We start from the raw sequence: 21,409 nt of genomic DNA, 5'->3' as shown, positions 1-21,409 counted from the left end.
CTACCGATCAGAGTATTTTAGATCGTATTTTCTCTCTTGAGTTGTTTCTCAACTGAAGACGAAAAATAGATGACCTTAAATTATGAAAGACAAAAAATTTTTAAATCCGCTTTTCCAGTACTTAGGCGCTTTTGCGATCCCTCTTGTTTCAGTAACCGCTTTTCTTCCCTTGGTTTTTGCTTATTGGGCGAATCCAGAGACGGTCAATACCCAACAACAGTCTAGTGTACCTCCTATCAGTCCAATTCCGACACCAACTCCAGATCCCCTTATTTCTCCAGATCCTGTTATTTCACCACCTCAACCCATTGCATCCCCTAAAACCACACAAAAACCACCTGAACAAAAAAAAGCTTTACCACAAAAAGCGCAATTAGTCAAGAGTGAACCAAAAGAAAAACCCGCACCGACTCCAGCCCAGAAACCCAAAGTTACAGCCACAAAACCCAGAAAAATAGCCCCGTTACCGCCATCGCCCTCTTATACACCGCCACAACTAGAAATTAGAGTAGCGATCGCCCGTGATGAAAGTCAGTCGATGATCGGCGTTTCTCAGTCTGCTACTGTCTCGGATCAAAATGGACAATTTTTAAAGAAACTACACTCTAATCAAGGTTTTGTCGTTACTCCCAATGGCTCAAATTTAATTATCGGTGATTCGACACTTCCTGCCGTTGTTTTTGTGCAACCGAATAGCGGTGGTTTAGTTTATGTAGGCGATCGCTGGTATCGAGGTAAAATTCTCATTGTCTCTCAAGGCAGTAGTCTTTTAGTCGTCAATTACGTCAACTTAGAAGAATATTTATATAGTGTTGTCGGGAGTGAAATGCACCCCAACGCCCCAATAGAAGCACTAAAAGCACAAGCGATCGCCGCTCGTTCCTATGCTTTAGTCCATTTGATTCGTCCTGCGAGTCCCTGGTACAATTTGGGCAATACACAACGCTGGCAGGTCTATAAAGGCTTACAAAGTGAATATAATACATCCCACCATGCAGTTAATGAAACAGCCGGTCAAATCCTCAGTTACAAGGGAGGTGTAGTAGAATCCTTGTATGCTGCAACCGATGAAATCGTCGCCCGCGCACATGGGGGTAGAGGAATGAGTCAAACGGGGGCTTATGAATATGCCAAAAAAGGTTATGTTTATCCAGAAATTTTAGATTATTATTATCCAGGTGTCGGTTTAGCGCGTTTGGTTTTGCAACAATAAAACGGGATCATCGAGTTTACGTGCGGCATATAGAAAGATTGCTTTGAGATCATCCATTTCTAAATCGGGCATTTCTTCTAAGATTTGTTCATTGCTTAAGCCAGCCGCCAACAAGTCTAGCACGTCTGTAACTCGAATTCTCATTCCTCTAATACAAGGACGACCACCGCACTTAATACAAGGACGAGTCTAGGGTTTACAGTAATTCTAGTAAGTAAGTCTGACATAAAGATTACCATAACATAATTATAGTTTATAACTTCGGATCAATAAAAATGACAATTGGTATTTGGATCTTAGGCGATCAACTGTGGTTACAACAAGCCGCTTTAGCAAGTTGTGGGGAAAATCATCAGACAAACCCTGTGATTTTAATTGAATCTCGCAATCATATTAAACTACGTCCTTATCATCGACAAAAACTTGTTTTAGTTTGGTCAGCAATGCGACATTTTGCCGAAGAATTAAAAAAGTTTGGCTATTGTGTTAGTTATGAAATAGCCGATGATTTTATTACACCGCTTCAAGCTTGGATTAAAAGAGAAAAAATTACAGAATTACGGGTGATGACTCCAAACGATCGCCCTTTTAGGAAACTCATTGAACAACTTGATCTTAATTGTACTGTTACTTTGATCCCAAATAATCATTTTTTGTGGTCAACAGATGAGTTTAAAACTTGGGCAAAATCTCGTAAACGTCTAATCTTAGAAGATTTTTATCGAGAGGGACGAAAACGGTTTAAAGTACTTATGGATGGAAAAAACCCGATCGGGGGAAAATGGAACTTTGATCAACAAAACCGTAAACCCCCTAAAGGAAAATTAAATACACCTCAACCGATTTGGTTTGAACCCGATCAGATTACGCTAGAAGTTATTAAAAGCGTTAAACAACTAGATATTCCCTTGCATGGAGAGATTCAACCGTTTTATTGGGGTGTTACACGACAACAAGCGTTAATCGTTCTAAATAACTTTATTCAAAATAATTTAGCCAATTTTGGACCCTATCAAGATGCTATGTTGACGGGAGAATATACAATGTGGCATAGTCTAATATCTCCTTATCTTAATACTGGCTTACTTCATCCGATGGAAGTCATCCAAGCTGCCGAAAACGCCTTTTATGAACAAAAATTAGAAATCAATAGCATAGAAGGGTTTATTCGTCAAGTATTAGGCTGGCGAGAATATATGCACGGAATTTATAATTATACCAATGACAATTACTCTGAGAATAATTGGTTTAATCATACTGAACCCTTACCCGCTTTTTATTGGGATAGTTCGCTAACTCAGATGAACTGTTTACATCAAACATTAACGCAAGTCGAAAAAACAGGCTACGCGCATCATATCCAACGCTTAATGATCTTGAATAATTTTGCTTTAATTATGGGTGTTTCTCCCCAAGAAATCGAAAATTGGTTTCATGCAGCGTTTATCGATGCTTATGACTGGGTAATGCAAACGAATGTGATTGGGATGGGACAATATGCCGATGGTGGAATTTTAGCATCGAAACCTTATGCCGCATCTGCAAATTATATTGATAAAATGAGCGATTATTGTGGTAAATGTGTTTATAGGAAAAGCGAGCGCATTGGAGAGAATGCCTGTCCATTTAATTATCTCTATTGGGATTTTCTGATCCGTCATCAAGATAAACTACGCTTTCAAGGACGTATGAGCCTCATTTTAGGACATTTGAGCCGTCTATCTACAGAAGAGATTAACACGATTCAAAGTTTAGCCAATCAATGGCGACAACAACAAAAAGCGAGTTGCAAAACGTAACCCTAACCCTTAAGTAATCACTAATTTGCAAATCTTATTTTTTGGTTTAGTTTTCCCCCATACATTCCCCACTTTTTCCACAGGTTCGCCCTAGTTTTCCACAGTTTACCCCGATTTTTCCACAGGCACTGACGATAGAATCTGAGGTTGAGTCGAGGAAAAAAAAGATTATTTTGCACACTTAGTAATTAGCAAATACTGAGTTAATATGAAGTTGTGTAAAAAAAAATGACTTGTGATGCCTATTCTCTCGTAAATCTATAATTTTCCTGAAGAGTTTTGTAACGTTTCGTAGCATTGACAACTCGACCTACATTCCTTGAAAATAGTCATCACGTCAATTTTTTGATGTTTACACCTTACCTACCTTCGACAACTCAAACAAGTCACCCTTGGGCCGAATTTTAGTAGGTTTGTGGCTATTGAGTCGCCGTCAGTGAGGGATTTCATTTTCCTTTTTTTGAGGTCACTATGAGTACATCGATCAGCCTTTTGACAGAAATCCCAGAAGAACTCCATGAATCTCTTCAGCACTATTTAGATACTCATCCAAATTGGGATCAAGATCAAGTATTTGCAGTTGCATTGTCTGTGTTCTTGTTGCAAAATGAGAAAAAGCAAGCCGCTAAATCATCTAAAACTTATAAAAATTGCGCTAAAGTCTATTTAGAAAATTTATTTAAGCAATCTTAATTAGTGGTTAATACAAAAATACTATTCACGGTTTACTAGACCTCTTGCGCCGTGAAACCAAATTTATGATGACTCAGACTAATTCTAAACCTATTGTAATTCCCCAATTAATTGTTGGTTTAGGAAATCCCGAAGAAAAATATCATAAAACTCGTCATAATATCGGCTTTGAAGCAGTCGATATTTTAGTACAATCTTGGGGTTTATCTTGGCAACAAAATAAACGATTTTTTGGCTTTTTTACTGAGGGACAACATCGTGGTAACAAAATTCGTCTCTTAAAACCCACTACTTATATGAATCGTTCTGGGCAAGCGGTACAAGCGGTTTTAGACTGGTATAAGCTATCTCCTGAATCGGTATTAGTGATTTATGATGATATGGATTTACCATTAGGTAAACTGAGATTACGTTTATCGGGATCGGCGGGTGGACATAATGGAATGAAATCAATTATTTCTCATCTAAATAGCCAAAATTTTCCTCGTTTACGAATTGGGATCGGGAAAGACCAACAAAAAGAAACGATATCCCATGTTTTAGGGAAATTTTCGCCACAAGAAGCACAAATTACCTCTGAAATTTTGAAAGTAGCAGAAAAAGCCGTTGATCTAAGTCTTAAAGAAGGCTTTGAAAAATCAATGAGTCTTTATAATAGTTTTAGCGTGGTGAATGAGCCATGATTATTTTGAAGTTTTCTGGTCTTCGTGTCGATCGCGCCAAGTAAAGCGAAAAGTTGCTCCCTCACCTAAGTTTGACTCCAAAACGATCGAGCCACCTTCTGTTTCAATAATTTTTTTAACAATTGATAAACCGATCCCTGTACTTTCTGGATTTTCTTGACCTTTGAGAGTTTGGAAGATCTCAAAAACTCGCTCATGATTTTCGGGTGCAATACCGGGGCCGTTGTCGGTAACCGTAAATTCATAGTATTCTCCTTTTGGCTTAGATCTAATTTCGATCCGACCATCTAGGCGATCGTTATATTTAATCGCATTGCTAATCAGATTAGAAAAGACTTGGGATAAAAGTAATCTTTCAGTCAAAAGGGTTGGCATTTCTGGCTGTACAAAAATCGTAAAGGTGGGGGGAATTGTTAGAGAATCGAGAATCTCTGAAACTAATTCACCAACTTTAACCCGTTCGGTAACAATTTCAGTACGACCAATCCGAGAGTAGGAGAGCAATCCATTAATCAAAGCTTCCATGCGAATCACCCGATTCTGCAAAAGCTGCATTTGGTGAAGGTTTTCCTCGTCGAGTTGCCCTTCTAAATCATCAGCAATCCAAGAAGAAAGATTATAAATCGCCCGCAAAGGAGCTTTGAGATCATGAGAGACGGTATAAACAAAACGATCTAACTCTTGATTTCGTTCACTTAACTTAGAAGCAGTTTGCTCTAGAGCTACATTTAATTGTCTTAGTTCAGAAGCTTGTTGCTGTAACTGAAGTTCGGCTTGTTGGCGATCGCTAATATCGAGAGCAACACCAAGCCAATAGACGATCGCACCAGTTTCATTAGTGACGGGCAAAGCACGAGTATAAAGCCATCGGTATACGCCATCAGCGCGACGATATGGAATCTCAATATCGTAGTCAGAAATCTCGCGGGTTGCAGTTTGCCAGACATTATAAACACGTTCACGATGATCGGGGTGAATAAATTTAGTCCAACCATCACCTTGTAATTCTGCCAGCGATCGTCCGGTAAATTCTAGTCCCCACTGATTACAATAGGTGATATAGCCATCGGGTCGGCTCATAAAAACAAGTTGAGGCGATAACTCAATCAGAGCGCGATAACGTTCCTCACTGTCGTGCAGAGCAATGTCTGAGCGTAGCTTTTCGACCGCTAACCAGACACGCTCCGCAGCCGTCTCCAACAGATTGATTTCGCGGGCTTGCCACTGACGCGGTTGATCGGTTGCTATAAGTAGACTTACCGTCCAGCGTCCGTCGCTATAAAACGGCACGACAATCTCGGCGCGGATTCCCAATGGCGCGTAAGCAGTAGCATAATAATCAACTGTGCGCGGGTCGATCTCGATATCGTCACAGATATACAGGTGTCCCGATCTCAAGCTCTCTACTACAACAGGTGGATCGTCCGAGACGCGGTATTCACCCACCATTGAAGACAGCGAGGAATGATAGTCACTGTTGACCCACCAGCGCTCGTGTGCCTCATCGATTTCGGCAAAACAGCACCGCTTGACTTGTAAATACTGCCCAATCATTTCGGCTGTCGTCGTCATCAACTCATCAGGATTGTCGCTCGTGCGTATCGCTTCACCGATATCAGACAGAAACTTCGCGTCCTGTTCGCGCATCATGCTCTCGTGAATGTCGGTGCAGGTACCAAACCACTTGACAATCTGCCCAGTTTCGTGTAAGTACGGAATCCCACGCACCAATTGCCAACGCCACTCACCTGTTACATGACGAAAACGATGTTTAATCTCAAATGGCTCACCTGTTTGTAAGACGGCTGTCCAAACCTCTAGCGTATGCGGTAAATCATCGGGATGGATAATCTGTTGCCCACCCCATTCGTAAAATGCTTGCGGCGAGATGCCTGTATATTCTAGCCACCGTTCATTAAGATAATCGACCCCACCATCCGCTTTCGCCGTCCAGATCAGTTGCGGAACGGTGTTAGCCAGTAGACGAAACTGTGCTTCACTTTCTCGTAAAGCGTTTTCAGCTTGTTTGCGCTCAGTGATGTCTATTGCCGAACCGAGGATTTGTACTGGCTTTCCCTGTTCATCGCGGGCAAAAATCAGATCACGGCTTGTCAACCAACGCCACTCGCCGTTTGAGTGTTTCATTCGATATTCGATGGTAAAAATCTCATCTTCTCTTGCGGCTCGAATTCGGTCGTGATGCTGTACGATTTGTTCAAGATCGTCAGGATGGAACAATTCAGCGAAAAGCTGCGAACCAACTTCTTGCACATCTTCGGACAAAACGCCTAACATCGGAAAAATTTGCGGACTGACGTATAAATTCCGCCGTTCATTTAGATCGTAAATATAAAGCAGATTCGGTGCAGTTTCGTTGATTCCCTTTAAAAATCTTTCTGATTCACGCAATTGATCTTCTGTTAACTTGCGCTCGCTAATATCCCGTTGATTTCCCCAAGCTCGAATCAGATAACCATCTTGGATAATGCCAACTAAATTATTGGCGAAGTATTTTGCGTTGCCAAAGCGATCGACTTCATAAGATTCGGCATCACTAAGACGGTAACCAGAACGAATGAACGATCGTAAATAGTCCAGATTGCGAGAATCAGATGAAGGTAAAAATTCTCCTAAGCGTACTCCAATAATTTCATCAATCTCAGAAAAACCATACATCTGAGCCATCACCAGGTTACATTCAGCTAGATAACCATATTTATATATATGCTCAATTTGGGAATGTTCATCAATTGTGATTAAGAGCGGTTCTTCTAACTCAAATCGCCAAATTCCCTCATTACTGTGGGCTACAAAGGCTCGGTAGCGTTCTTCCGACTCGCGCAGCGCATCTTCTACTTGCTGTCGCTCTAACTCAGTGGCAACTCGACTCGCAAAAATCGCCAGCAACGATTCTGCTAAATTCACATTCTCCAAGGGTTTACCATCCATCACCCCTAAAATCCCTAGAGGTTTGCCGTTAGAATCAAAAAAGGGAGCCGCGATATAGCTTTCAACCGAGAGCGGTTTGAGTAAGGGCGCATTGGGAAAGTGAGCCTGCACATTGCGCGGGTAACAACAAATTTTGCGTTGCCCAATCACTTCCCAGCAGGGTGTATCTTGCAGTGGATAGGTCAGATTATCCACTATTTTACCTTGAGCTAATGTGGCGATCGTTCTTAGTTGCTTGGGGTCATCACCTTCGATTAAACCGATATAAACATAATCAGTCTCTAAAACTTTGGCAAAATGTTGTACTAGCGCATCGAAAAAAGCACCCCCCGTTACTGTTGATACACCTTGTGTAATTTCTAGCAGTGCTGCATCGACCTGAGCAATCTTTTGAGCCGCTAATCTCAGTTCTAGTTCATCTACTACCATTGCTGCCAAGTCAACTAGAGTCGCCTGCTGCTCGGCGGTTAATGGTTCATGGGGCCCAGAGTCTAGCAGACAGAGTGTTCCCAGATTAAAGCCGTCATGACTGAGCAGGGGCGCACCCGCATAGAATCTAACCCCCGGTTCACTTTGTACAAAGGGATTGCAGACAAAGCGTTCATCGAGTCGTGTATCGGGGATAATTAGAGGCTCATCGGTTAACACGGCAAAGCTGCAAAGGGTGGCATCACGCGGCACTTCACGAGCATTAAAGCCAATACAGGACTTGAACCAAGCTCTCGATTCATCGACTAAGGAAATGAGGGCGATCGGCATTTTAAATAGCCGCGCTGCTAAACTGGTAATGCGATCAAATGCTGCTTCAGGAGGTGTGTCAAGAATTTTGTAGCGATGCAGGGCCAACAACCGCTCAGTCTCGTTTACTGGAATCGGTGGGGTCAAAGATTGTTGAGGCAGTTGGTCAGTCATAGAGATTGCTCAGGGCAATGGATTGGGGATCGAAGGTGGGACTAAGGGATCGAGAACTCCATTTTCTCATGGTGGTGTCTACGAGTAATCCTTTCATCGATGTGTCGCGGCCTCTGCTTCTCTAAATCTAAGTATTGCACTAAAATCTACATAGCGTGCGTTATAGTTAATTATTTATCAAAAGACAGAAATGTTGATCTTCCTTTAGAGAGAATTTTGTTTCAGCAAATTCTTTATCGACTAATTTTCTTGTATTGTAACTTGGGCTTTCTAGCGTTGCTGTGATGTAAAAATGTTGCAGTGCGATCGATGTATCAGCACGAATCAAAAATAGAAAGCCGTTTAAGATGGAATAAACTCAAAAAAATACCTAAGCAATTAGAGATTTTTCATAAGCTAATTCACCCATAATATAAGTTGATTGGATAGCGCGATCGTCTCCCATAATTACTAGAGTAAATAAACGTTCTAATAATTCTTCTAAAGTGTTGGGAACTTCTTCTGGGTTGCGTAATGCCATTAGTGGAGTTGAACGAGTATTTAAAACAATAAAATCTGCTTCTTTTCCTACATCAAAGTTACCAATTTTATCATCTAAACAAAGTGCTTTTGCACTTCCTAAAGTGGCTAAAAAGAAAGCTTGAAAAGGCGATAATTTTTGTTGTCTGAGTTGAGCAATTTTATAAGCTTCATTCATCGTTTGTAGCATCGATAAACTGGTTCCACCACCGACATCAGTTCCTAAACCCACTTTAACTGGATATTCTGATGATTTTGCTTGTTCAATTTTAAATAAACCACTACCTAAAAATAAATTAGAAGTCGGACAAAATGCAATAATCGCTTTAGTTTCCGATAATCTTTCAAACTCTTGATCTTCTAAATGAATACAATGAGCAAAGATTGAGCGTTCTCCAACTAAACCAAATTGCTCGTAAGTATCTAAATAATTTTTATTATCGGGAAAAAGTTCTTTAACAAAAGCAACCTCAGCCCGATTTTCTGAAAGATGAGTATGAACAAATACATCGGGATATTCTTCGACTAATTTTCCGGCTAATTGTAATTGTTCTGGAGTAGAAGTAACGGAAAAACGAGGTGTAATAGCATAGAGAGAACGTCCGTTATTATGCCATTTTTCAATTAATTCTTTACTATCATCATAAGAACTTTGGGCTGTATCTTTCAAATAATCAGGAGCATGGCGATCCATCATCACTTTGCCCGCAATCATTCGTAAATTGCGCTTGGATGATTCTTCAAAAAAAGCATCAACGGAATGAGGAAAAACAGTCGCTAGAACTACGGCTGTTGTTGTACCATTTTTGAGTAATTCATCTAAGAAAAATCCTGCCATTTCTTGAGCATAATTTTTATCATTATACTTTCTTTCGGTGGGAAAAGTATACTTATTTAACCATTCTAAAAGTTGTTCGCCATAAGCAGCAATCATTTCAATTTGAGGAAAATGTATGTGCATATCAATAAATCCTGGTGTAATCAGCATTCCAGGATATGCAGTAATGGGAACTTCTAAATATTCATCTTTTAAAGCTTCATAATCTCCAAAAGCTTCGACTTTCCCATCTTTAATGACTAATAAACCATCAGAAAAATAACGCACACTTTCTGATTCAGTAACATAAAAAGGATCAGCAATAAAGTCGAAAAATGCAGCGCGAAAGCCTTTCATCATAAGTTATTAAATAAAGTGGGCAATGCCCACCATGATTGTTTAACCAAAACGCATTGTTGTAAAGATATATCTGGCGAGAAAAATAGCGGCTAAAATCCAAGTGGCCAAGGAAATTTCCTTGCCGCGTCCTTGTACGATTTTAACAAAAGGATAAAGGATTAAACCTGCTGATAAACCAGCCGCGATCGAAAAACCTAACGGAATTAAAAAGATGGTGACAAAAGCGGGTATTGCTTCGGTTAAATCTTGCCAGTCAATATCTACTACACTTTTCATCATCAAAACACCCACAATTAGTAATGCAGGTGCGGTGGCAAAAGCGGGTATTGCTTCAAAAATGGGAACAAATAACAAAGCCACTATAAACAAAATGGCGGCAATAACGGCCGTAAAACCTGTTCTACCTCCTTCGGCGACTCCTGCTGCGGACTCGGCAAAAGTGGTTACTGTAGATGTTCCTAGAACTGCACCTGCCGTTGTTGCGATCGCATCTGCCATTAATGCCTCATTAGCGCGGGGTAATTCCCCATTTTCGTCAATATATCCCGCTTGGGTTCCAACTCCAGAAAGAGTGCCAATAGTATCGAACATATCGACAAACAAAAACACTAACATAACCGCCAAAAAATCAATGAAATTACTGGCATTTACCCCCGATAAACCGATAATAGCTTGACCAAATAAATTTGATGGAAACTCAGGAAATTCGATAAAACCTTTGGGCGCAGCCGCTACACCAAATAGCCAACCGAGGATCGCTGTTCCTGCAATTCCCCAAAGTAATGCCCCTTTGATGCGTCGGATCATAAACATGGATGAAATAAAAATGCCAAAGGTTGCCAGTAAGGTTGCGGGTTCACGAAAAGTACCAAAAGAGGTTTTAGTAACTTCATTAGCAACAATTAAACCAGCCCCACCAAATTTGACGGCGCTCGCTAGTCCAATATAGGCGAGAAACATTCCAATACCGACGGTAGTCGCGGCTTTAATGGAGTTGGGGACAGCCGTAATTAAGTGACGACGAATATCGGTGATGGTTAAGCCAATAAAGATTAATCCTTCGACTAAAACGGCTGCTAATGCAGTTCGCCAATCGATTTTTAAACCCAAAACAACTGAATAGGCGAAAAAGGCATTCGTACCCATCCCAGGGGCTAAAACAAAAGGATACTTCGCCAAAACACCCATAATAAAAGTGCCAATTGCTGATGATATCCCTGTAACAACAACTAATTCTCTAAATAAGTCTTTTGGTTGACTTAAAAAAACAGCATCTGACATAATCGAAGGATGAACCACCAAGATATAAGCCATCGTCATAAATGTGGTTAATCCTGCTAAGATTTCTGTCCGAAAGTTGGTTCGGTAAAAATCAAATTTAAAATAGTCTGCTAGTTTAGCTTGCCAACCTTGATAATTAGATCGCGGCGTTAATTCAACTTCAGCCGTTGCTAATTCTTCTCTGTTTTCCGTCATGCCCGACTTGCTCCCTTTTTTTCAAAACTTTAACACAATGATTTGATCTAGCTATCATTTTTTTACTAATGGTATACTGTATACTTTAAAGACTTGATTTGTTTTGTGATTTTAATTACACAATGTAAAATATTAAATTTAATGATGCAATTTTTGCAAATAAAGATTGCTTTTATGGCTTAAGTTTGTTAGTGTTATTTTTTGCTTATAGTCTATCATTAAGTCAGCGACTAGATGAAAAATCTAGAAACAATAACATTTTTATCTTTAGTAATGCAACTGTTTAGTTTGAAAAGCTTACTTTGTAATATAAAATACAGAATTTAATTAAAATTTAACCTTAAATATTCAGAGAATAACTGCATACTGTATGCGGCTTATCAGGTGTGAGGAGTAAAATTAAATAATGTTTAATACAAGAAAAATTGCACTAACATTGTTGTTAGCTGCGGGTAATTTTGCGTGTTTAATGATGAGTGCGATCGCTCAAGAATCGCCTTTGATTTTAGAAGATAATCAGAAAAGCAATTCTAATGCAGCGATGGCGCAGATTACTTCGGTTGCGGATTTAAGCGAGAATGCGCCGAAAAATAACGCTAATGCAGCGATGGCGCAGATTACCTCGGTTTCGCAGATGAAAGATGTTTCGCCGAATGATTGGGCATTTGAAGCATTGCGTTCGCTTGTCGAGCGATATGGTTGTATTGTGGGTTATCCTGATCGAACTTTTCGCGGCAACCGAGCAACCAGCCGTTGGGAATTTGCCGCCGGGTTAAACGCTTGCCTAAATACCATTGAGCGTCTGATCCAAGAAAATGTTTCAATTTATAAAGAAGATATTGACAAATTGAAACGATTAGCCGAGGAATTTGAGACAGAACTAGCTGTTTTAGGGACAAGAGTTGAGAACTTAGAAAATCGTACAGCATTTTTAGAAGATCATCAGTTTTCGACGACGACCAAACTTTCGGGGGCAGCATGGTTTAACCTAACAGGTGCATTTAACAATGGTGCAGTCCGAGCGGAACGGCGTTCGGCGGGTGATCCTTTTAGCCCACCAGTGCGAGATCCCGAAACGAATAAAGCTTCTGTTTTCAGACGAGATCAACCCCAAATAACATTTAGTTATCTAACGTGGTTAACCCTGAATACCTCATTTACAGGTAAAGATACTTTAGTCACTCAACTAGCGGCAGGAAATGGCGACTCACCAGCAAATCAGCTTGTTTCTGCGGGATATTATAACTCTTGGGGCGTTCCTTTTCTTGATCAAACCGCCGGTCCTACCGTTAATGATGTAGTTGTTCGGGAAATGTTCTATCAATTCTCGCCACTGGATAATCTAACCGTTGCAATAGGGCCAAGACTGAACTTTTATCGCTATTTTGATAATAACCGTTTTACCTTCTTCCTCAACGGTGCATCATCTTTTAACTCCAATGGAAGCACCTTATCTAACTCCGTTGACCGAGGTTCAGGGGTGTATGTATCATGGCAAATGATCAAACAATTGCAACTTTCAGTCGCTTATCTGGGGCAAAATACCGAATTTTTACCAGGTTTCTTGAATACAGCAAATGACCCGAAAACAGGTTTATTTAGTCCAACGAATACCATTACAGGACAGATTACCTTTTCACCAACCAATAATTTTAACTTGCGAGTGCTTTATACTCGTTCTAATATTCGGGCTTTTGGTGGCGTTGCGGGGAATGCAGACGGAGAACCGATACCCTATGGTTTTGTTGATGATGGTTTTGGTGGTGGGATTAAAGATCCAGGCGCTAATACAGTTGTCGTTAACTTCGATTGGCTAATTGCTCCCAAATTTGGCATTTTTGGACGGTATTCTTATGGTAGTACCCATATTGTCCCATTAGATAACGATCGCGCATCAGGTAATCTCAATGTACAATCGATCCAATTTGGGTTAGGATTTCCTGATTTAGGAAAAGAGGGTGGATTAGGGGTAATTTCTTTTTTAGTTCCCCAAGACTATATTAGCGGTACTCGTTATCTCCTTTCGGGTGGTGGTAATGGCGGGACACAGTATGAATTAGAAGCATCCTATCATTATCCCCTTACGAATAATATAGCGATCGTTCCTGCTTTTTACGTGATTTGGAATCCCAATAACTTTAGCAATAATCCCACCGTGTATGTCGGAAATATCCGGACACAATTCTTGTTTTAGATAAGCTTGTGGGAATTTCAGCTAGTGTGATTAAAACTACATCTAGCTGATCCCACCTTGTATACAATTGCCTAGATAGAATGCTTTTCATATAATCTGGGAAACCGAGATGCAATTAAAGCAAGACTTAACAATAACGATTAATAGCGTCTTAGTACGACTCAAAGATATTTCGCCAACGATGACGTTACTAGAATACCTGCGTCAACATGGATATGTCGGAACAAAAGAAGGCTGCGGGGATGGCGACTGCGGGGCGTGTACAGTAGCAGTTATTGGTCAAAATGCTGACTCTAAACCGACTTATCAAGCGGTAAATAGTTGTTTAATTCCCGTTGGTTCCGTAGCAGGGCGCGAAATACTGACAGCAGAAGGTATCGCTAATGGGAAATTACATCCCGTACAAGATGCAATGGTACAAACGGGAGGTTCTCAATGTGGGTATTGTACACCAGGTTTCATCATGAGTATGTTTTCCGCTTATTATGAAAGTAAGGTGGATGATCTCTGCGTTGATGGAAATTTGTGTCGATGTACGGGATATATGGCCATTCGTCGCGCTTGTGAAATGGTCACAGATATTGTTGAAAACGACCAGTTTAGCGAAAAATTAAATAATTGCGAAACCGTATTAGAACCCATTAGTTATACAACTTCTGAGCAACAATTTTATCGCCCGACACATTTAGAGGAAGTTTTAGAACTCCTACAACAGTATCCCGATGCGACATTAATTGCCGGGGGAACTGATTTAGGATTAGAAATAAGTTGGCATCGTCAGACTTATCCGATTTTAATTTCATTAGAAGGCGTAACAGAACTCAAATTTATTAATAATTATGAAGAATTTGTCGAAATTGGTGCAGGTGTGCCTCTGACGCATATTGAGAGAAACTTACAGGGTATTTTTCCGAGTCTAGATGAAATGATTTATTGGTTTGCAGCGCGTCAAGTGCGAAACCGTGCAACTCTCGGCGGAAATATTGGCACAGCTTCCCCTATTGGAGACTTACCCCCTGTTTTGTTGTCTCTCGATGCTGAAATTAAGTTAGTTAGTATTAATGGCGAAAGAACAATACCTCTCGTAGACTTTTTTAAAGGTTATCGACAAACCGAACTGCAAAAAGGAGAGATTATCTTTGGAGTAAAAATTCCTAAAACCATTACACCTGGTGCAGTCCGTCGTCTGAGTCAGTCCTATAAAATTGGCAAACGAGGCACCGATGATATCAGTATTGTAGCCGCCGCATATACGATCGATCTAGACGAAAATAATACTATCCTTCATGCCAGATTAGGATATGGTGGTGTTGCAGCGATACCCGCGAGAGCTACAGGTGTAGAATCAATGCTAGTGGGTCAACCTTGGACGTTTGCCACTGCTCAACAAGCCAAAACCGCTTTATATGACGCTTTTAAACCATTAACAGACTTACGCGGTAGTGCCGAATATCGTAAAAAATTAGTCGCTAATTTATTTGAGAAATTCTTTGTAGAAATGAGTTAGGAGAACATCAAATGAGTGGAGTCGGAATCAAAAAAACTCACGAAAGCGCAGAAGGTCACGTAACCGGTCATGCCATGTATACTGATGATCAACGTCAGTTTCAAGGAATGTTGTCACTGTATCCCGTTCTTTCACCCCACGCTAAAGCAAAAATTCTGAGCATTGATATTAGTAAAACGAGTGAAGTAGAAGGTTTTGTCACTGTATTAACCGCAGATGATATCCCAGGAGAAAATGACACAGGTGTAATTATTCATGACGAAATTCTTATCCCCACCGATGAAGTATATTACTGGGGACAAGCAGTTATTTGGACAGTTGGCGAAACCGAAGACGCAGCGCGAAAAGCGGCTGAAAAAATTGTTGTAGAATATGAGCCATTAGATGCCATTACTAGCGTTAGAGAAGCCGTTAAATTAGGCAGTTTTCAAGGACAACCCCAAGTTATTCGACGCGGTGACCCCGAAAAAGCCCTATCTAAAGCAGAAATGACCTTAGAAGGCGAATTAGATATGAATGGACAAGATCATTTTTATCTCGAAACTCATACCAGTTGGGCGGTTCCCGATGGCGAAGGCGGTTATAAAATCTATGCGTCTACCCAACACCCTAGCGAAACACAACATATTGTAGCGCGGGTTTTAGGAATTCCAGCTAATTTTGTCGTGGCTACCTGTATTCGTATGGGTGGTGCATTTGGCGGAAAAGAATCACAAGCGAACATTTTTGCCTCTTTAGCCGCTATTGCCGCGAAAAAAACTGGTCGTCCTGTACGTGTTAGACTCAGACGACACCATGACATGATTATGACTGGTAAACGTCATGGATATTATGCTAATTACAGAGTCGGTTTTACAAAAGAAGGGAAAATTACTGCTTTATCGGCAAATCTTTATTCTGATGGGGGATGGAGTTTAGATTTATCGCCACCTGTTTTAGGACGTTCCGTACTACACATCGATAATGCTTACTATATCCCCGATTTAGTCGTTTGTGGACAGATTACAAAATCGAATCGTGTATCTAATACCGCTTATCGTGGTTTTGGTGGGCCACAGGGAATGATTGTTATTGAAGATATTATCGATCGCATTTCCCGTACACTAGATATACCCCCAGATGTCGTCCGTGAACGCAACTTTTATCACGGAGAAGGGGAAACCAATACCACCCACTACGGACAAGAATTATACGATAATCGTCTATCTAGAGTTTGGAGTGAAGTTAAGCAGAATTCTAATTTTGCCCAAAGATTAGCCGAAATCGACGAATATAATCAATCAAGTCCCTATAAGAAAAAAGGTATCGCTATTACTCCCGTTAAATTTGGCGTTTCCTTTAACAAAACCGTCTATAATCAAGCTGGTGCATTAGTACTGATTTACACAGATGGAAGTATCCAACTCAATCACGGTGGAACCGAGATGGGACAAGGATTACACACCAAAATGATTCAGGTAGCCGCCCATTCATTAGGGGTAAATAACGAACGGTTTCGCATGATGCACACCAGTACCGAAAAAGTACCGAATACCTCAGCCACCGCAGCGTCTAGCGGTTCCGACTTAAACGGACAAGCGATAAAAAATGCTTGTGAAACCCTAAAAGCAAGAATGGCAACCGTCGCAGCAAAAATCCTTAAACTAGATGCACCAGAAGACTTTATCTTTGAGGATGATTGGATTTATTGTAAGAGTTATCCTAAAGCGCGAGTCTCATTTGATGAAGTAATCAAACAAACCTATAATGAACGGATTAGCCTTTCTGCTACAGGCTATTATCGCACACCGAATATTCACTGGGACCCTGTAGAAGGTAAAGGCCGTCCTTTTTATTATTTCGCTTATGGTGCTGCTGTGAGTGAAGTCGAAGTGGATGGATTTGCAGGAACCTTTAAACTAAAAAAAGTCGATATTGTTCATGATGTCGGACAATCTTTAAACCCATTCATCGACCAAGGACAAGTAGAAGGCGCTTTCGTTCAGGGCATGGGCTGGCATACAATGGAAGAACTCGTCTGGGATGATTTAGGACGACTCCGCACTTTTGCCCCCAGTACTTATAAGATTCCCACAATTAGCGATGTTCCAGAACATTTTAACGTCCATCTCCTAGAACGTGCCCCCTCTAATGGCGTAATCTATGGTAGTAAAGCTGTTGGTGAACCGCCTTTCATGCTGGCTATTTCGGTACGTGAAGCCATTCGCGCTGCTGTTGCTGCCTTTGGAAAAACTGATTATGTTCCTCTTCCTTTACCCGCTACTCCCGAAGCAACTTTAGCCGCTATTGATTATGTGAAAGCGCATTCGATGGAAACTTCTAAGGTTTAAGTCCTGTAAGCTTGTTTGGGACAGTAATGAATTAAAAAAACTGTACTGATATAATAAAGTAATTCTCCAGTTTTATGCTGGAGGAAAATAATCACTGATTTTTCTGGATGGAATGTCAAACGAAATCATAACCGATCTGGAAAACGCTGTCGAAAAACGGCGTAATTTTGCCATTATTTCCCACCCTGACGCGGGAAAAACCACTTTAACCGAAAAACTCTTACTTTACGGGGGTGCAATTCATCAAGCGGGCGCAGTCAAAGCGAGACGTGATCAAAGAAAAGCGACTTCTGACTGGATGGAAATGGAAAAACAAAGGGGTATTTCGATCACCTCTACCGTTTTGCAATTTGGATATGATAATTTTCAGATTAATCTATTAGATACCCCAGGACACCAAGATTTTAGTGAAGATACTTATCGAACTTTAGCGGCTGCCGATAATGCGGTAATGTTAATTGATGCGGCAAAAGGTTTAGAACCCCAAACCCGCAAGCTATTTGAAGTGTGTAAGATGCGCGAATTACCGATCTTTACATTTGTTAATAAGATGGATCGTCCGGGACGAGAACCTTTAGAATTATTAGACGAAATCGAACGGGAATTAGGTTTACAAACTTATGCGGTAAATTGGCCCATTGGTATAGGCGATCGCTTTGCCGGGGTGTATAATCGTCGTGATCAAACTATCCATCTTTTTGAACGACGCGAACACGGAAGTAGAGAAGCTCAAGAAACAGTGATCTCACTCGGTGATCCGAAAATAGAAAAATATCTACCGCAAGATCTTTATTATCAGCTAAAAGAAGATATCGAACTACTAGAAGAACTTGGATCAGAATTAGATTTAGAAATGGTTCACGCCGGACAAATGACCCCTGTTTTCTTCGGTAGTGCGATGACGAATTTTGGGGTACAACTGTTTTTAGATGCGTTTCTCGACTATGCTCTAAAGCCAATTGGTCGTCAATCTTCAGTCGGAATAGTCGATCCAACTTATCCAGAATTTAGCGGCTTTGTCTTTAAATTGCAAGCCAATATGGACCCAAAACATCGAGATAGAGTGGCTTTTGTGCGGGTTTGTACGGGAAAATTCGAGAAAGATATGGTGGTTAATCATGTTCGGACGGGTAAAACGGTTCGTTTGTCAAGACCTCAAAAATTATTCGCACAAGACAGAGAATCAATTGAGGAAGCGTATCCAGGGGATGTCATAGGTTTGAATAATCCTGGGGTATTTGCGATCGGCGATACGATTTATGTGGGTAGTAAACTAGAATACGAAGGTATTCCCTGTTTTTCGCCAGAATTATTCGCTTATCTTAAAAATCCGAATCCTTCTAAGTTTAAACAGTTCCAAAAAGGAATCACAGAACTTCAAGAAGAAGGGGCAGTACAAATTATGTACTCAACCGACGATTTTAAGCGAGAACCCATCCTTGCGGCTGTTGGACAATTACAGTTTGATGTCGTACAGTTTCGGATGTTGAGTGAGTATGGAGTAGAGACACAGGTCGAATTATTACCCTACAGTGTGGCGCGTTGGGTAAGAAATGGCTGGAGTGCAGTAGAGAAAGCAGGACGCTTATTTAATTGTATTACCGTCAAAGATAACTGGAATCGCCCCGTTTTGTTATTTAAAAACGAATGGAATCTTAATCAAATTATCGAAGATCATCCAGAATTAGAATTAAGTAACATTGCCCCCGTCGGTTCTGGTATTCAACCTGATAAGAGTTAAAGGGAAAAGGTTTAAGGGTTTATCCCTTCACCTTCTCTAAACTAAACAAGTGTTTCTATCTTGGAATCAGTTAGAATTCTTTTAATCCCAAAGAATTGAGCAAACATGGGCGACACAGTTTTAGATGTTCGTAATTTGTCTGTAGAATTTAAAAACGAGAATCAGACAACCTTGGCTGTTGATAATATTAGTTTTAGTCTAGAACAGGGAAAAATATTAGGCATTGTTGGGGAGTCTGGCTCAGGAAAATCGATCACCTCCTTAGCCATTATGGGTTTGATCCCTCGCCCTGGTAAAATTAGTAGCGGTGAAATCTGGTTTAGTCCCGCCAAAGCACAAAAAACCACAAATGTCAATCTTTTAGCTCTGCATCAAGACCAATTACGACATTATCGGGGTGGGGAAATTGCAATGATTTTCCAAGACCCGATGAGTTCATTAAATCCTGTCTATAACATTGGTTTTCAAATTACTGAAGCGATTCAACTGCATCAAAAAAATATTACTCTTGAGCAAGCCAAAAATCAAGCGATCGCACTCCTACAAGAAGTTAGACTGCTTCCTTCTGACGAACAACTAGAAGAACAATATTTAGCCAATAAACTCTCTAATTTACCCGTAAAAGCCTATATTAAACAACAAAAAGAAGCAATTTTAAAACGATTTCCTCACGAATTATCGGGGGGACAATTGCAACGGGTGATGATTGCGATGGCGATTTCTTGTAACCCTACTATCTTAATCGCCGATGAACCAACAACCGCTTTAGATGTGACGGTACAAAAAGAAATTTTACGATTATTGCGGGAACTTTGCAAGAGCGATCGTAATATGTCGATGATTTTTATTTCTCATGATTTAGGGGTGATTAATGAAATTGCTGATACAGTCGCTGTGATGTATCAAGGTAAAATTGTTGAACGAAATAATAAAGAAATAATTTTATATAATCCACAACATCCTTATACAAAAGGTTTGATTGCTTGTCGTCCTCATTTGACCGAATTACCCGAAAAATTATTAACCGTTAGTGATTTCGTTGATCTAGAAAAAGATGAACAAGGACAAATTATTTCTCTATCTGAAAAAACGCCACCAGAAATTATATATATTTCCCTAGAAGAAGAAAAACAAAGAGTAACCGAAATAGAAAAACTAGATAATTTACTTATTATAAAAAATTTATCTGTTAGATATCCGATTAAAGGTATTTTTGGACAAACCAAAACCTTTTTTAATGCCGTAGATAATGTTAGTTTTGAAGTTAAACACGGAGAAACATTAGGTTTAGTCGGTGAATCTGGATGCGGAAAATCAACTTTAGCGAGAACAATTTTAAAACTAATTCCAGCGACAGAAGGGGAAATTTATTTCGAGAAAGAAAAGATTTCTGATTGGACTGTCGGTAATCCTAAATTACGATCTTTGCGCCAAAGAATGCAAATTGTTTTTCAAAATCCTTATAATTCGTTGAATCCTCGGCTAACGATTGGGAAAGCAATTATGGAACCGTTAATTATTCATAAAAAAGAAGGGAGTGAGCGTAAACAAAGAGAAAGAGTCGCCTATCTTTTAGAACGAGTTAAACTAAATCCTAGTTGGTTTAATCGTTATCCTCATCAATTATCAGGTGGACAAAGACAAAGGGTTTGTATTGCAAGAGCATTAGCATTAAATCCTCAGTTTATTGTCTGTGATGAATCTGTTTCCGCTTTGGATGTTTCGGTACAAGCAGAAGTTTTAAATTTGTTAAAAGAATTACAGCAAGATTTTCAATTAACTTATATTTTTATTTCCCATGATTTAAGTGTGGTTCGTTTTATGAGCGATCGTATTATTGTAATGAATAAAGGGAAAATAGCCGAAGAAGGAACAGCCAAAGAGATTATTAATCATCCAAAAGAAGATTATACTAAGCGGTTAATTGCTTCGATTCCCAAATTTGAAAAAACAATCTAAAACTTTTTTTTAAATTCGCCAAGTGAAGCGAAAAGTAGCACCTTGATTTAACTGTGAGTCAATGACGATCGTACCCCCTTCAGATTCAATAATTTTTTTGACGATCGATAAACCGATACCAGTGTTCTCTCGTTTTTCCCTTGAAGTCAGAGTTTGGAAAATCCCGAAAACCCTGTTATACCAAATCCGTAAAAGAGAACCCATTTATCTGATAGACTGTGGGAATGGGAAGAAAAGCACATTTAGAAAATTATCTA

13 protein-coding genes and 1 pseudogene are annotated in these 21,409 nt (G+C 40.1%); 9 read left to right on the top strand and 5 right to left on the bottom strand.

Translation table 11 applies throughout. The features are described 5' to 3' along the window. The first annotated feature begins 82 nt into the window (after positions 1-82). Complete coding sequence (locus tag C7H19_RS22540) at positions 83-1,213, top strand: SpoIID/LytB domain-containing protein (RefSeq protein WP_106459165.1); 1,131 nt, start codon at positions 83-85, stop codon at positions 1,211-1,213. Here the strand turns inward: C7H19_RS22540 and C7H19_RS22535 are convergent. Beyond that, positions 1,187-1,440, bottom strand: a pseudogene (locus C7H19_RS22535) (DUF433 domain-containing protein). The gene C7H19_RS22540 and the pseudogene C7H19_RS22535 sit on opposite strands and share 27 nt — an antisense overlap. Positions 1,441-1,488: 48 nt before the next feature. Here C7H19_RS22535 and C7H19_RS22530 point away from each other — a divergent pair. The 3 genes from C7H19_RS22530 (at position 1,489) to pth (ending at position 4,388) form a co-directional block, all read left to right on the top strand. Further along, entirely contained in the window at positions 1,489-3,012 is a 1,524-nt protein-coding gene (locus tag C7H19_RS22530; RefSeq protein ID WP_106459164.1) for a cryptochrome/photolyase family protein, read from the top strand. 471 nt (positions 3,013-3,483) lie between these two features. Next, positions 3,484-3,705: a DUF2811 domain-containing protein gene (locus tag C7H19_RS22525; protein WP_106459163.1), complete on the top strand. Its 222-nt coding sequence runs from the start codon at positions 3,484-3,486 to the stop codon at positions 3,703-3,705. 68 nt (positions 3,706-3,773) lie between these two features. After that, the gene (gene pth / locus C7H19_RS22520) at positions 3,774-4,388 is read left to right on the top strand and encodes an aminoacyl-tRNA hydrolase (protein WP_106459162.1); all 615 of its coding nucleotides are present in this window, start codon (positions 3,774-3,776) and stop codon (positions 4,386-4,388) included. On the opposite strand, the gene C7H19_RS22515 is transcribed toward pth, so the two are convergent. The 3 genes from C7H19_RS22515 to C7H19_RS22505 all read right to left on the bottom strand — a co-directional run bounded on the left by C7H19_RS22515 (position 4,389) and on the right by C7H19_RS22505 (position 11,421). Further along, positions 4,389-8,249, bottom strand: a complete 3,861-nt coding sequence (locus tag C7H19_RS22515; RefSeq protein ID WP_106459161.1) for a PAS domain S-box protein — start codon at positions 8,247-8,249, stop codon at positions 4,389-4,391. 370 nt (positions 8,250-8,619) lie between these two features. Next, the gene (gene guaD / locus C7H19_RS22510; protein ID WP_106459160.1) at positions 8,620-9,945 is read right to left on the bottom strand and encodes a guanine deaminase; all 1,326 of its coding nucleotides are present in this window, start codon (positions 9,943-9,945) and stop codon (positions 8,620-8,622) included. A gap of 39 nt (positions 9,946-9,984) precedes the next feature. Further along, complete coding sequence (locus C7H19_RS22505) at positions 9,985-11,421, bottom strand: NCS2 family permease (protein WP_106459159.1); 1,437 nt, start codon at positions 11,419-11,421, stop codon at positions 9,985-9,987. 607 nt (positions 11,422-12,028) lie between these two features. Here C7H19_RS22505 and C7H19_RS22500 point away from each other — a divergent pair. The 5 genes from C7H19_RS22500 (at position 12,029) to C7H19_RS22480 (ending at position 21,152) form a co-directional block, all read left to right on the top strand. Further along, complete coding sequence (locus C7H19_RS22500; protein ID WP_425428927.1) at positions 12,029-13,615, top strand: iron uptake porin; 1,587 nt, start codon at positions 12,029-12,031, stop codon at positions 13,613-13,615. A gap of 109 nt (positions 13,616-13,724) precedes the next feature. Continuing rightward, complete coding sequence (gene xdhA, locus C7H19_RS22495) at positions 13,725-15,122, top strand: xanthine dehydrogenase small subunit (RefSeq protein WP_106459158.1); 1,398 nt, start codon at positions 13,725-13,727, stop codon at positions 15,120-15,122. A gap of 11 nt (positions 15,123-15,133) precedes the next feature. Next, entirely contained in the window at positions 15,134-17,452 is a 2,319-nt protein-coding gene (gene xdhB / locus C7H19_RS22490) for a xanthine dehydrogenase molybdopterin binding subunit (RefSeq protein ID WP_106459157.1), read from the top strand. Between the two features lie 112 nt (positions 17,453-17,564). Beyond that, on the top strand, positions 17,565-19,193 hold the full coding sequence (gene prfC / locus C7H19_RS22485) for a peptide chain release factor 3 (RefSeq protein WP_106459156.1): 1,629 nt from the start codon (positions 17,565-17,567) through the stop codon (positions 19,191-19,193). Positions 19,194-19,298: 105 nt separating this feature from the next. Then, positions 19,299-21,152, top strand: a complete 1,854-nt coding sequence (locus C7H19_RS22480) for an ABC transporter ATP-binding protein (protein ID WP_106459155.1) — start codon at positions 19,299-19,301, stop codon at positions 21,150-21,152. 9 nt (positions 21,153-21,161) lie between these two features. Here the strand turns inward: C7H19_RS22480 and C7H19_RS22475 are convergent, their stop codons facing one another. Next, positions 21,162-21,356: an ATP-binding protein gene (locus C7H19_RS22475; protein WP_106459154.1), complete on the bottom strand. Its 195-nt coding sequence runs from the start codon at positions 21,354-21,356 to the stop codon at positions 21,162-21,164. Between the last annotated feature and the right edge of the window lie 53 nt (positions 21,357-21,409).

The organism is Aphanothece hegewaldii CCALA 016, assembly GCF_003007785.1.
Classification (GTDB): Bacteria; Cyanobacteriota; Cyanobacteriia; order Cyanobacteriales; family Microcystaceae; genus Chroococcus; species Chroococcus hegewaldii.
Note: the sequence above shows the minus strand (reverse complement) of the source record. Positions and strands in the feature narration are given on the sequence as shown.

Excerpts from the sequence above, each read along its gene's own strand:
- C7H19_RS22540 (WP_106459165.1), top strand. The coding sequence starts at position 83 with ATGAAAGACAAAAAATTTTTAAATCCGCTTTTCCAGTACTTAGGCGCT.
- C7H19_RS22530 (WP_106459164.1), top strand. The coding sequence starts at position 1,489 with ATGACAATTGGTATTTGGATCTTAGGCGATCAACTGTGGTTACAACAA.
- C7H19_RS22525 (WP_106459163.1), top strand. The coding sequence starts at position 3,484 with ATGAGTACATCGATCAGCCTTTTGACAGAAATCCCAGAAGAACTCCAT.
- pth (WP_106459162.1), top strand. The coding sequence starts at position 3,774 with ATGACTCAGACTAATTCTAAACCTATTGTAATTCCCCAATTAATTGTT.
- C7H19_RS22515 (WP_106459161.1), bottom strand. The coding sequence starts at position 8,249 with ATGACTGACCAACTGCCTCAACAATCTTTGACCCCACCGATTCCAGTA.
- guaD (WP_106459160.1), bottom strand. The coding sequence starts at position 9,945 with ATGATGAAAGGCTTTCGCGCTGCATTTTTCGACTTTATTGCTGATCCT.
- C7H19_RS22505 (WP_106459159.1), bottom strand. The coding sequence starts at position 11,421 with ATGACGGAAAACAGAGAAGAATTAGCAACGGCTGAAGTTGAATTAACG.
- C7H19_RS22500 (WP_425428927.1), top strand. The coding sequence starts at position 12,029 with ATGGCGCAGATTACCTCGGTTTCGCAGATGAAAGATGTTTCGCCGAAT.
- xdhA (WP_106459158.1), top strand. The coding sequence starts at position 13,725 with ATGCAATTAAAGCAAGACTTAACAATAACGATTAATAGCGTCTTAGTA.
- xdhB (WP_106459157.1), top strand. The coding sequence starts at position 15,134 with ATGAGTGGAGTCGGAATCAAAAAAACTCACGAAAGCGCAGAAGGTCAC.
- prfC (WP_106459156.1), top strand. The coding sequence starts at position 17,565 with ATGTCAAACGAAATCATAACCGATCTGGAAAACGCTGTCGAAAAACGG.
- C7H19_RS22480 (WP_106459155.1), top strand. The coding sequence starts at position 19,299 with ATGGGCGACACAGTTTTAGATGTTCGTAATTTGTCTGTAGAATTTAAA.
- C7H19_RS22475 (WP_106459154.1), bottom strand. The coding sequence starts at position 21,356 with ATGGGTTCTCTTTTACGGATTTGGTATAACAGGGTTTTCGGGATTTTC.